Source organism: Nonomuraea sp. MTCD27 (genome assembly GCF_041950495.1).
Lineage (GTDB): Bacteria > Actinomycetota > Actinomycetes > Streptosporangiales > Streptosporangiaceae > Nonomuraea.
Genome location: NZ_JBGNUW010000034.1, coordinates 26,326 through 39,244 on the forward strand (window position 1 = coordinate 26,326; position 12,919 = coordinate 39,244).

At 66.1% G+C, this 12,919-nt stretch carries 8 protein-coding genes; 2 read left to right on the plus strand and 6 right to left on the minus strand.

The window, feature by feature from the left end; translation table 11 throughout:
* Positions 1-63 precede the first annotated feature (63 nt).
* Complete coding sequence (locus ACBJ59_RS56355) at positions 64-6,912, minus strand: DNRLRE domain-containing protein (protein ID WP_375118221.1); 6,849 nt, start codon at positions 6,910-6,912, stop codon at positions 64-66.
* A gap of 1,591 nt (positions 6,913-8,503) precedes the next feature.
* Between ACBJ59_RS56355 and ACBJ59_RS56360 the strand changes: the two genes are divergently transcribed.
* Positions 8,504-8,791 (plus strand): hypothetical protein, encoded by a 288-nt coding sequence (locus ACBJ59_RS56360; RefSeq protein WP_375118222.1) that lies wholly within the window; start codon positions 8,504-8,506, stop codon positions 8,789-8,791.
* Positions 8,792-9,087: 296 nt separating this feature from the next.
* Here ACBJ59_RS56360 and ACBJ59_RS56365 read toward each other — a convergent pair whose 3' ends face one another.
* From ACBJ59_RS56365 to ACBJ59_RS56385, 5 genes are all read right to left on the minus strand, one after another.
* Positions 9,088-9,333 (minus strand): hypothetical protein, encoded by a 246-nt coding sequence (locus tag ACBJ59_RS56365; RefSeq protein WP_375118223.1) that lies wholly within the window; start codon positions 9,331-9,333, stop codon positions 9,088-9,090.
* 112 nt (positions 9,334-9,445) lie between these two features.
* Entirely contained in the window at positions 9,446-10,141 is a 696-nt protein-coding gene (locus ACBJ59_RS56370) for a hypothetical protein (RefSeq protein WP_375118224.1), read from the minus strand.
* Positions 10,138-11,043 carry an ABC transporter ATP-binding protein gene (locus ACBJ59_RS56375; RefSeq protein WP_375118225.1) on the minus strand — a complete coding sequence of 302 codons (906 nt, stop codon included), beginning with the start codon at positions 11,041-11,043 and terminating at the stop codon, positions 10,138-10,140. Before ACBJ59_RS56375 ends, ACBJ59_RS56370 begins: the two co-directional genes overlap by 4 nt.
* Entirely contained in the window at positions 11,040-11,414 is a 375-nt protein-coding gene (locus ACBJ59_RS56380; RefSeq protein ID WP_375118226.1) for a GntR family transcriptional regulator, read from the minus strand. Before ACBJ59_RS56380 ends, ACBJ59_RS56375 begins: the two co-directional genes overlap by 4 nt.
* A gap of 340 nt (positions 11,415-11,754) precedes the next feature.
* Entirely contained in the window at positions 11,755-12,144 is a 390-nt protein-coding gene (locus ACBJ59_RS56385; RefSeq protein WP_375118227.1) for a hypothetical protein, read from the minus strand.
* Between the two features lie 193 nt (positions 12,145-12,337).
* Between ACBJ59_RS56385 and ACBJ59_RS56390 the strand changes: the two genes are divergently transcribed.
* Positions 12,338-12,823, plus strand: coding sequence for a hypothetical protein (locus ACBJ59_RS56390; protein WP_375118228.1), 486 nt, complete (start codon positions 12,338-12,340; stop codon positions 12,821-12,823).
* Positions 12,824-12,919 lie beyond the last annotated feature (96 nt).

Consider the following 12,919-nt stretch of genomic DNA (forward strand, 5'->3'; position numbering starts at 1 on the left):
AAGCAGGGGTGCCGGTCGTGCCCGACCGGCACCCCTGCTTTAATTCACCGACGGCGACGACGACTACGGCACGACGCTCACCCAGAAGGCGTGATGGGTGGCGACATGATATTTGTCATAGAACGCCTTCAGCGCGTTTCCATGGCGTTCATTATGTCCGCCGTTGACGGCCCTGATGGAGTAGTGGCCGTTTCCTCTTCCGCTGCCGGCTGCCCCTTGGTAGGTCGAGGCGAAGGGATACTCGTCGCACTCCAATCTGTCGTCCCGCGTCCTGCCGCCGGCCCACGGCATCCCTTCGCTGTTTTCAGCCTTCGGATATTGGTCCCTGAAGTAGTACTTGCAGTAATTGGTTGCCGGTGTCTTACTCCATTTCATTGGATTGGCCGATCCGACATCCATATTCATTTCCAGGTTGGAGAAGAAATTCCGGTTGAAGCTGGAGGTGCCTTCCGGGCGCTTGTGCAGCGGCGGACTGGAGGCGACGTTCCAGTTTCCAGGGATCGTCTTCGGCTGCTCGCGTCCGTCCCAAGTCTTCGAGGGCGGGTATTCCGGCTTCGACCAGTCGTGTCCTGGCCGAAGCGGAGGGGATGTGTACTTGTTGATGTTCGGGTCCAGGGCAGCCTTGATATGCCTGGTGACTTCGGCGAAGTCAGGGTTCTTGGTCTCTGACATCTCGAAGACCCGGTGCGCCCGGTCGTTGACACATCCGCCGGTGTGATTGATCACCTTCTCCCGATCACACCGGTAGTAGGGGGCGGCGAGAGTACTGACGTCCCCTGGCAGCCGAGCGTAGCCATGCCGGGCTACGCCGAGCCGCTTCCCCTCCGCTCCTACTATCTCATAACTCCACAGGGGAAGATCCGCGCGATTGTTGTGGAAGCGGGTGAGCATCGGCTTGATCGTGCAAATCGAGCCAGCCCCTCCCTCGATTGGGTTGCTTTCCAGCAGGAACATGGTGCTACTGGTCGTCTCCCATTCCCTGATCGTCTTGGTGGTGCTTCCAGTGGTGCTCCGGCAAGGCGTCAGGTTGTCCGATTCGGTCTGCACGTCCAATGTCAGCGGGAGCCGCTGGATGTCCTCGGCGCTCTCCTCGTCGAGAGGGTATCTCCTGCCGTTCCAGTACAAGGCGAAGTCGGTCAGCCGCACGAAGAGCTTCATGTTCTGCGGCCTCAGACCGCTGCCTTCTGCGTTGGCCACCTCCGTGCCCGCCTTGTTCCCCACGTAGCTGTTGAGCACCCAGGTCGCACGGAACTGAAAGATGATGTCATTGGGCAGGGGTTCTCCCAGGACCGACTCCAGAATGGAGGCGGTCATGCCGGCTCTGCCGCCGCTTCTGCTCACGCCGACCTTATTGCTGGCCTTGACCCATCGCTTTCCGTCCGGGCCGTCCCCATTCTCTGCCGCTTCGTACGTTCCCATGCTGACCCAGCTCGTCCAGCAGGAAGTGAACGGACGTTCTTGGATGCGGGCATAATCAATGGTCGGATGCTTGGGGGTCTGGAGACAGTTCTCCAGATTAAGATGGTCGTAATCGAATTCCGTGGCGGTGGTCGAGGTGCGAGACGCATCCTGCGGGGGCTGACTCGAAGAGTTCGTCTTCTGGGCAGTCCGCTGGATCGTGCCTGCGATGAGAGCCGCTATATCATCGGCGGTCAAGGGCCGCTGGTAGACCTGGACATCGTCGAGATCGCCCAGCATGCCGGCGCCTAGTGACATTGGGGTGTCGGAATTCCACGCGGAGAAACTGATCGGCGTGGACCTGACCAAGGTGCCGTTGAGATACAGCGACGCGGTCTTCGCGGCTGCGTCGTACGCGCCGGCCAGATGGAACCATTCGTTGATCGGCGGTTCGACGCCGGACAGCACACCCTCGACGGTTGCATCGGCGGCGTCGGCGCTGGTGAAGGTGAACACCAACCCGTGATCCGCGGTGATGCCGAGGCGGAATGGGGCTTGGTGGCTGCCCTTCTGCTCGAGGACGGTGTAGTCGCCGTCCTTGTCGCTCCACCGCAGCCAGGCGGCGGCGGTGAAGCTCTGGTCGGTGCGGATCACCGATTGGGTTGTCTGCGCCAGGGGCTCCTCTCCGGGCTGGATGACGTCGACGGTGACCTGCTGCCAGTCCGACCAGGCCGAGGACGCGTCACCGGCGACCGCGCGCAGGCGCCAGCGCACCTTCCACCCGTCGGTCAGCTTCCCCTCGGGGACGATGAGGCTCGCCTGGGTGCCCGAGACGATGTCGTCCACAGCGCCCGCCCAGATCTGGCCGGTGCCCTGCCCCGCAGGGTCGTGCTCGACTTCGGCCTCGGCCCGCAAAGGCCGGCCGTCCGGGTGGGTGACGGTGGCCTGCAGCGTGGGGGTGAGCCTGGTGGTCACCGTGACGCCGTCCACCACCTTCGACGGGGTGATGGTCAGGCCGGTCGCGGTGGGTTTGGGCAGGTTGATGGTGAAGGACTGCCAGTCCGACCAGGGGGAGGAGGCGGTGGCGGAGACCGCGCGGGCCCGCCAACGCACCTTCCATCCGTCGGTGAGCGTGTTCGCCGGAACAGCGATGCTCGCCTGGGTTCCGGCGGGCACGCCGTCGGCGCTCCCGGCCCAGATCTGACCGCTGCCCTGACCGGTGACGGCAGGGTCGTGCTCGATCTCGGCCTCGGCCCGCAGCGGCTTCCCGGCCGGGTCGATCACCTGCGCCAGCAGCGACGGGGTGAGCGTGGAGGTGACGGTGGTGCCGTCCACCAGCTCCGACGGGGTGACCTGGAGTGCATCGACGGCCGGTTCCGAGACCGGGTCCGGTACGTCGACGCTGAGGGCCTGCCAGCCGGACCAGGGCGAGCCGACCGTGGTGGCCGTGTTGATCGCCCGGACGCGCCAGCGTACCTTCCACCCGTCGCTCAACTTCCCGTCCGGAACGGTCGCCGAGGTTTGGGCGCCGGAGGCGACATTGTCGACGGCACCGGCCCAGATCTGGCCGGTGCCCTGACCGGTCGCAGCGGGGTCGTGCTCGACCTCGAACTCGGCCCGTACCGGTTGTGCGGCCGGGTCGGTGACCGTGGCGCGCAAGGTCGGGGTCAGGCTCGTGACCGCCGTGACGCCGTCCACCACCTGGGACGGGGTGACCTGGAGGGCGCTCACCGTGGGGTTGGGCACGTCCACGGTGGCGGTCTGCCAGTCCGACCATGCCGAGGCGGTGGATGATGAGACCGCGCGGGCTCGCCAGCGGATCTTCCAGCCGTCGGTCAGCTTCCCGGCGGGCACGGCAACTGTGGCATGGCTCCCGGAGGTGACCGCCGGTGAGGCGCCGGTCCAAATTTGGCCGCTGCCCTGACCGGTGGCGGCCGGGTCGTGCTCGACCTCGAACGCGCCGGTGAGGTTGCCGCCGGCGGTGTCGGTGACGGTGGCGGCGAGTTGCGGGGTGAGCGAGCCGGTCACGGTGACGCCGTCCACGGTCTGTGCCGGGGTGATGGCCGGGGCGGAGACGGCCGGGTGCGAGGCCGGTCCGCTGGTGGTGACGGTCAGCGTCGGCGGCTGGGCGAAGTCGGTGTCTTCCGAGGAGGTGAATACCCGGTAGTTGTCGACGTCCGTCTCGCCGGGTGACTTGAGCACCAGGCCGTGGTTGGCGGCGCCGGCGGCCCAGTCCTGGGCGATGCCGGTGACGTTCCAGTCCATGCTGTCCGGGTAGACGGCGCAGTCGGAGTTGACGCCCTTGAAGTTGGTGGAGGCGTCCTCGGTGGTGAAGGCGGGCTTGTTGGCCCAGTACAGGTTGTCCGGGTCCCAGCCTGCGGTCAGGCGGGCGACCTGGATGCCCCGGGCGAGGGCGGCGCCGCAGTTGTGGCTGTCGATGGTGTTCATCGACAGCGTGGCGTCGGTCACCGTGCTGCCCTGCAGACCTGCGGTATCGAACTTCAGATGCACCCGGGCCTTGGTGCCGCCCGATACGGTGCCGGCCAGCATGTACTGGTTGTCCGGGTACGCGGGCGAGACGTCCGAGTCATTGGTGCTGACATCGACGTCGGCGCTGAGCGGCAGCGTGACCGCCGCGGCCACCCGCACCGGGAAGGCGGTGCCGGCATCGGCCAGGAACGCCTGGTCCGGCTTGACCACCAGCACCGTGCGGCCGCCCTTGGAGACCACCTCGCTGTCGGCCTCTCCGCGCTTGGTCGCCGGGAGCTTGTCCTTGGCGGTGCCTTCCTCGACGAACGGCCGTGTCACCGAGGCGACTAGCTTTTTGTCCTTGCCCTTCAGCAGCAGCCGGCCGCCCTTGCCCTCGGTCAGGGTCAGGCCCTCGTCCTCGACGCCGATCCGCAGCTCCACCGGCTGGGACGGCCGCTGGCGCAGCACCACCTCATGCCGGAACCCGGCCGGCAACGCCGTCACCACCAGGTCGGCCCCGGCACCCGCGGCGTCGGTGTAGGTGGCCGTACTGCCCTTGACGGTCGGCTTGGGCAACGGTGTCGGCCAGCGCAACGCGTACGACTTCCCGTCCGCAGCCATCTTCACGAACGGATCCGTACCGCCTGCGGAAATCTCCACCACGGCGCCTGCCGCAATGGCCTTCGGCGCCAGCTTCCCGCCTTGCTCCACCAGGGTGGTGTCGATCGGCACCCATCCGTTGCCCCGCCGGGTCCGCACCGGACCGGGGGTGACCTCGGTCTTGAATGTCTTCCCGTCAGGCTGGGCATGGGTGATGCTGGTCGCGGTCGTCTCGTCGGCGACCTCGACGGCCTTGCCCTGCCGAGCCGCCGCCTGGGAGGCCGCGATCCGCGCCTGCGACGGCGCGTTGGAGATCGCGTTCCCGCTCTTGCCGGCGATCCACGTCGCCGTGTCGTTCAGCGTCGCATCGTGATCATTGCCCGAAGAGTCCGCAGCCGTCCGGCCGTCTCCTTCGTCGAAGGTCCAGTGGCCCGCCGACTGGAGGAGTGTGGTGAAAGACCACGCATACGGGTTGATGGGAATTTCCCACGAGTTGCCGGCTTCGGACACCTCAGCGGTGTACGTGGTGCCCGGCTTCAATGCCTGTGCAGGGGTGAAGGTCAGCACCGTGCGGGTGTCGTCATAGACCGATGTCCCCACGGCCTCTGTGCCGCCAGCGTCCTTGATCATCATTTTGGCATCGGCGACCGCCTCGGAGAACGTCACCTTGATCGGCGCGTCCAACGGTACGTCCTTGGCGCCGTCAGCAGGTTCGACACCTGTCACCCTTGGGGTGGTGCCTTCGGTGTCGTCTCCGGGGTCGACCTCTACAGGGGGAAGGTCGTCCGTTCCGGCCGTGTGAACTTCGCCGTCACGCTGCCCAGCGATTTTGTTGGCCAGCTCCTCGGTGACGATGACCGGCTCAGGCTCCTCAGGCACATAGCCCGACATAGCCAAAGCTTCCTCATACTCCGGCATGGTCGTCAACTGTGTGTCGGTGAACATGAAGACGTCGTCCAGCAGAGGCGGCGCTGGAAGTTCGACGTCCACCGTGAGGATGGGCGGGTGGAGCTCGAACTTACAGTCTTCCAGCGGTGCGCTAGTGCAACCGCCGGCGTCTTCGGAGGTGTAGCGCCGCCAGTTCCTCACCTCTGACTCGTCACCGGAGGTGAGCTGGATGCCGTAGTTGGTGGAGCCGTCGATCCACGCCTGGACGATCTCGTCGAGCGAGTGGATCAGGTTTCCAGCGACGCCGGTGCAGTCTTCGCTGTAGGCGCCGTACTCGGTTTCTGCGCCCAAGCTCGTGACCGAAGGCTGCTCATACCACTTCAGGTCCACCTCATCCCAGTCCGAGGTGATCCGCCGTGCCGTGATACCGGAGCCTTCGTACTGCCCGCAGTCGTTGGATTGGTAGTTCCACAGGTGCAGGTCGGCGTTCTCCACCCTGCTGCCCGCGAACGTGTCGGGGATTTCCGGGAACTGGAGGTACCCGCGCCAGCGCTTAGCGACGCCGCTGGCATAGGACTTGCCGGCCACGATCTGGGTCTGACCCAGCTGGTACCAGCTGTCCTGAGCGTCAACGTCGTTGATCCAGGTGTCCATGCCGCCGTCAGCCCACTTGCCGGTGTGGCTTTCCCACCAGTCAGACGCGGCGGCGGTCACCGTCACCGGGTACGTCGTTGCCGGGTCGGCCAGGAACGCGGCGTCCGGCGTGAACACCAGCGTCTTGTCGTCATCGGCGAGTGCGACGGAGGCCTTGCCGGTCTTGCCCGCGTCGAGTGGGGCGTTGGCGTCGGCGGCCTTGGCATCCTGCATCAGGGTGGGCCGCACCTCGGTGAGCGTCTTGCCGTCTTTGCCGACGATCGTGGGTCGGCCCGCGGTGTTCTTCTTGAACGACACTCCCGTGGGCAGGTCCACCGGGACTCGGAACGAGATGGGGCCGGTGGGCCGTTCACGGATGATGATTCTCTGCTGGAAGCCGGTCGGGTTCGCGGCCACCAGCAGGTCGCGGCCCTTGCCGTAGGCGTCCGCGTAGGTGGCGGTGTTGCCCTTCAGGGTGGGCTTCGCCAACGCTGACGGCGTGGTGATCTTCGCTGTGGCGTTGGCCTCCTGGCTTTTCAGCAGAGTCTTGTCCTGGCCGGCGGACAGAGCAAGGCTTCCGGCTATCGCCTTGGGCTTGATGGCTCCGGACTCTTCCACCAGGGTGGTGTCGATCGGGGTGAAGCCCTTGCCGTCAGCGCTCCTGACGCGAACTGGCTGGGTGCTGAGTTCCAGCCGGAGCGTTTTGCCGTCGGGGTTGGCGTACAGCGTGGTGGTCTCGGTGTTGCGTTCCGGGATCTCCACCCGTTTGCCGGACTTGGCCGCCTTGCTCTTGGCGGCATCGAGGACCTTGTCCCCTGAGCTGGTGCCGGAGGGCTGCGGGGTTTCGGTTTGCGCTGGTGACTGTGTGGGCGGCGGGGTGGGCTCCTGCGCCCAGGAGGGTACGGCGGCTAGGCTGATCAGCATAGTTGTGGCGATGCCGATGACCGCGGCGCGGCCGAGGAAACCTCGGCGTCGCGTGTGTGCGGCTGTGAGGGATAAGCCTTGCTTCCCCGTGTCTGGTGTCACTTACTGTTGCTCCTCTGAGGCATGCCGAGGAGCCCGCACCAAGGTGTACGGGCTGCCAAAGGCGGCATTTCGGACAGGAAGTTATCAGTAAAGATCACTTAAAGAAAGAGTGAAATGGCACCAAGGGCGGGCTACTCAGTCACGGACGTCGAGCTTGTCCTGAGCCGGGTTCTTTCACCTGCTAGACCCCACATTGATCCCTCGCGCTCGCGTCACGATGTCGAAGGGTGCATTGAATCGGGCGGGTCCGAGGTTGCTCATGGGCAGCTTGTGTCCTGACTGCGTGTGCACCTTCTGGTTACGGTGCATTGTCGGCGCTGATCGGCCGGTTACGTTCGAGTGGCGTGAATTGGAGGTTCGGCACGCTCGGCAGGTGAAGTGCGCCGACGTCATACCGGGGCTGGAGACCGAGCGGCGCAGGCAGGAACGCGCCGTCGAGCAGGCCCGGAACGGGAACGCGAACGCAAGGCGCAGGAACAGCAGCGCTTGCAGGGCGAAGCCGCCGCACGAGACACCGAGGCGATCGAGCGCACCCGTCAGATCGAGTCCCACGTCGAGGAGTTGGAAACGCTGCTGCGCTCCTCACTGCTCCGCGCCCCGCGCACCCGCCTCGACGCGCTCGGCCGTACCCTGGACGTCCCGCCGCTGGACCTGGACGCGCTGACCCAGCCCGCGCCGGTGTGGCGGCCACCGCCCCCGCCCGGATGGTGGCAACACCTGAGCATCACAGGTTGCCGAGTGGCGAGCAACGGGTGCAAATCGCTCGCAGATGATTGCTCGGCGGTTGCTCCTGCGCGTTCAATCTTCCGTGAAGCGCGAACCCATCCCGCAAGTTCGGCTCTACACAGCAGCGCCGAATTAGGACAAATTGCACATAATGCCGATGGTCAAGAACGCATGGTTGCTCGGTGGTTGCTCGCGTGTACGCCCTACAACCCGGTACGGGATAACACTGGCCGACACGTCGGCGTGGACGATCCCGACCACAGCGATACAAAACAACACTTGATGACAGGGAGCGATATTTACCGAGGATTCTCATAATCCGTGGGTCGTGGGTTCAAGTCCCACCCGCCCTACTCTCTAAAACTGCCTTCGACCTGGGAGTTGTCAGCTGCCGGCGTGTCTTTCGTCCGGCGGGCCTCGAGATGGGAGACCGAAGGGAGACCGCCCGTTTCGGACGCCTCTCCGACAATCACCTTCCGAGGTACCAGCGGCGCCTGTGTCTCCAGGTATGCCGATCATTCCCGGAGAACGCCGATGACCTGCGAAAGCAGCGCAGCCCGCGAGTTGATCTCCGTAGCTCGGAAAAGGATCCGGGACCGGCTGCCCCGCCTGGGTGAACTCGTCGACGCCCGCTGAGTCGGCACGCGCGAAGCAACAGTACCTGCTCGTCCAACAACCGTCACACGCAGTGTTTGAGCTGGTCGGTTAAGTGCGCCGAGCGTGTTCTCGCTCAATCAACTTGTCATATTTACGATCGGAACCAGTGCAGCGCTGGGTCCCCGAACGCTGGGTCCGCGAGCGTTGGCTTGAGCGGATAAGGTTCGCCAAGTCGAGGTCACTGATGGCGATGATCGAAAGTCGAGGCGTCGTTGTCCGCGCGGGCATCGTTGAACACCGGCGTTCAACCCAGTCGCTCGGCCAGCTCTCGGGGTATCTCGTGAGGGTCGCTTTGGAGGTCTGGGTCGGCGCCGTGTCGGAGAAGCGCCGCGACGACATCAAGGTGCGGCGTAGCCATCCGCCCAGTCGACGATCCGGTCGGCGAGTGCTTTGACGGCAGCCGCGACGCCGGGAGCGCCTGGACCGCCGGCTGCGTCGATGACGCTGAGTGTGGGCCGAGTATGGAACACCGCTCGGCCTGGCGTCGGTTCGACCAAGCTGTACCGATACCACATCGCCATGGTGGTGGCGCGCTCCGCGCCGGCTGCTGATCCAACTCAACCGCCACCAGATCTCGGCCCGCCGGGGCGCGATCATCTGACGCGGCCACCATCGCCAGCGCCGTTGCGTTGCTTCCTGGACTTCCCGGTGGCGCCTATGACCCCGTAGCCGATACTCGGGTTCGACGGTTCAGGAGTCGCGGCGGGCATTCCTTCGCGGCGCGATGAAGACGGCCCAGGCGGTTATGCCCAGGCCCGGACCGATGGACGAACCTAGCGCGACACCGTAAGCGAGGTTGTCGAAAAAGCCCCCGACGACGACGCCGACGACGACGCCGACGACGACGCCGAAGGCAGCGCCAAATGCGATCCAGATCCCGAGATTTGCCCAGATCCCGAGACCTGGGGCGGGCGGGGGCGTGTTGTTGTTCGTCATTGCATCTCTCCCAAGGACGGGGGCGGACAGGGCTGACAATCTGGCGGCTCATCACGGCGGATGTTGGTGTTCGCGTTGTCCGGTGTCCGGAGCGGCCGAGTGCTGGCCGCGCCTACGCCGTGGCACGGCGGATGAGCCTGTACCCGCCGACCGCGAACGCGGCGGCCACCAGGATCGGCCAGCCGGCGAGCAGCGCCGTGGGGGACTGGTCGAGCAACCAGCGGCCGATCGCGTGCCATTGCCGGGTCCACGTGATCAGCGCGGCGGCCAGCCCGAGCGCTGTGAACGCCAGGGTGAGGCTGGCGAGGACGCCGGTGGTGCCCCAGCGCAGGTACAACGTGCCGAACAGGATCCCGAGGTGGGTCACGACCAGCATGGGTACCGCGTACCCGAGCAGGAGCAGCATCGGGTTGGCGTCATCCATGAACGGCAGGTCGAAGAAGCGCATCCTCATCCCCCAGTAGCCGGTGGCCTGTTCCACGGCGCGCAGCAGGCAGAGCACCAGCGCGTAGAGCACCGACTGGACGACCGCGAGCAGCGACCAGGCCAGGTAGAACTCCCGGCGGGTCACGCTCATGCCCAGCGCGTAGGGGAAGATCTGGGTGACCGAGACGGCGGCCATCGCGATCGCGATGCCGCACAGGGGGACCAGGCCGCCGGTGGTCGTCACGCCGTCGCCCGGGTCGTAGTTCGCCATGACGCTCAACAGGTTGATGCCGAACGCGACGGCCACCATGCTCCACGTCCAGCCCAGGATCTGCGGCCAGGCCGGCATCTGGAGACGGGCCACCTGACGGATGCGGTTCATCGGGCGGCCTCCCGGTCCGCCGGCGCCGTTGTCGTCGGCGGTACGGTCAGGCGGACCACGAGTTGCTGCAGCGACAGCGGCTCCAGCTCGACGTTCAGCGCCTGCGCGAGCGCCTTCGCGTGCGGTCCGAGCCCATCGAGGATGGTCGACCGGACCAGGCCGCTCAACCGCTCGCGGTGCAACTCGGTGCGTCCGGCGGCGAACCCGTCCACGGCCTCCGCCCGCCCGGTGGCCGCCACCGCCCGCCCGCGCAGGTCGTCGGCGTCCTCATCGAGCAGCAGCCGGCCACGGTCGATGAGCAGCACCCGCTCGACCAGATCGCTCACCTCGTCGATGAGGTGGGTGGACAGCACCACGGTGCGGGGATGCCCGGCGTAGTCGGCGAGCAGACGGTCGTAAAAAAGCTGCCGGGCGGCCGGGTCGAGCCCGAGGTACGGCTCGTCGAAGAACGTCAGGGGCGCCCGCGCGGCCAGCCCGACGGTCACGCCGAGGGCCGACAGCATGCCCCGCGAGAGCCTGCGAACCAGCCGCCCGGCCGGTAACTGGAAGTCCGCGGCGAGGCCGTGCGCGAACGTGTCGTCCCAGTTCGCAAACAGCCGGCGTGCGGTGTGAAAGACGTGGCGCACGGTGTAGACGTGGGGGTAGCGCTGGCTCTCCCGGACGAAACAGACCTTCGACAGGACGGCCGGGTTCTCCACCGGTGGCGCGTCGAAGACCGACACGTTCCCCGACGACGCGAACGCCTGCCCGGTGAGGATTTGCATCAGGGTGGTCTTGCCCGCGCCGTTGCGCCCGAGCAGGCCGTAGATCGTGTGCTCGGCCAGCGCGAAGCTCACGTCGTCGAGCGCCGTGACGTCACCAAAGCGCTTGGTCACCCCGTGTGCGGTTACTACCGCCGTCATCCCAGGTCCCTTCCGACAACCGCACCGAATGAATCGATCATCTTCATCAGCTCGTCGTGGCCGATGCCGAGCTTGCGGGCCTCGGCGAGCAGGGGTTCCACGTACTGTTCGGTGAACCGTTCCCGTCGCCGCTCGCGCAGCCTGGCCCGGGCGCCACTGGCGACGAACATGCCGATGCCGCGTCGCTTGTAGAGCGTTCCCTCCGACACGAGCTGGTTGACGCCCTTGGCCGCGGTGGCCGGGTTGATCCGGTGAAAGGCGGCAAGCTCGTTGGTGGACGGGACCTGGGCCTCCTCCACCAGCGACCCGTCGATGATCGAGTTCTCGATCAGCTCGGCGATCTGAAGGAAGATCGGTCGGTCGTGGTCCATCGCTGGCTTAGCCGCCCAACTGGTTAGCTACATGTGCAACTAACCATGTAACCTTGCGCCGCGGCTGTCAAGCCACCGGGCGTCCCGCGACCTCTGCGCCTGCCGAAAATTACGTCCGTGCAGTTAAAGCCGCATGTGAGTACTCGTGGAGGACACCGCCGAGCCGATCTCGTCGGCGTACCTTCAGGTCGATGATTCGCTCTGAATCCGTGATCGGATCGGGGACGGTCTCGATGAAGTCGCAGGCCAGCAGGGCATCGGCTTGCGAGCGCAGGAAGTCGGCCCACGTGCTGGACGCCCGTTCGGGTGCCGGGTCAAGGCCCTCCTGCTTGAGGATCTCTCATACCGTGGACGGCGCGACCTTGATGCCGAGCGTGGTGAGCTCACCGTGGATCCGCCGGTAGCCCCAGCTCGGGTTCTCCCGGACCAGGCGCCGAATGAGGGCGCGGATGGAGCGGACGGTGGGTGGGCGCCCGGGCCGCTTCGGCCGGCAGATACGGGCGTGACGCCGTCGCATCAGGTCGCGGTGCCAGTGCAGGACAGTGTCCGGCCGGACGAGAAGCCGCAACCGGCGCAGAACCTCGCGGGGCAGCGAGGTCAGGAGAGCAGCAAGGAAGGCCCGGTCCTCGGGCGCGAATCGCACTTTGCTGTCAGCGCCGAGTTGGCGTTCAAGGATGGCGATCTGGTGACGCAGGACGAGAATCTCCACGTCCTTGTCCCGATCGCTCATGGGGAGCAACCGCAGCGCGGCGAAGGGCATTCGTAACGGTGAGGCAGGCCAGGCGAAGGAGCACAGCGGATCATCCTGCCGTACCCGCTTCCGCCTCCCTGGTGACCGGAACTCGCGCATGCCACGCGAAGCCCTTGCAGAGTCATGACCTGCGCGGATGTAATTATCGGCAGGCGCAGAGCTCGCCGGGCTGATGCGCCTCGATCCGCGATCCCGGCGCGATGTGCGGCTCATCCAGGAAGCGGCCACGATGACAGACTCGACCGTCCCGATCGATGAGAAAGACAGCCTCTGGATCGGACCACACAGTCCCGGCTGGTCCGTAGTGATCGGCGTCAGCGGTCCGGAAACGGGAGGGTGGTGGCTCAGCTCAGGAAACCGCTCGATGTTCATGGTCGACTGGGACCGGGACATCGACGGCCTCTCCGACCTCGCCTATTACCGGGACGGAAACCTGGTCGCCGAGATCCCGGCGTTGCCCTACGGTGAGTTCCTCCCCGGGCCGGAATTCGAGCCGTATGCTCATGGTCTCCTCCGTGGCGAAGACCTGAACGCGGGTGAGGAGAAGCTGGCGCACGCCTATCTCACCGTCGTGGGACGGATGACGGGCCGCTTCCTCGACGAGGACTGGTTCCATACCCTGGGCCGTACCTATGGCGTCCCGTCCGGTTCGGCCTGAGCCTGGATCCGGTTCGGCTCGCGTGACCCACGCCGGCCGCTTCCCCTCCTGATCGCGGCCAGGTCCTTCGGCGAAGCGCACAGACCTGGCCGGATT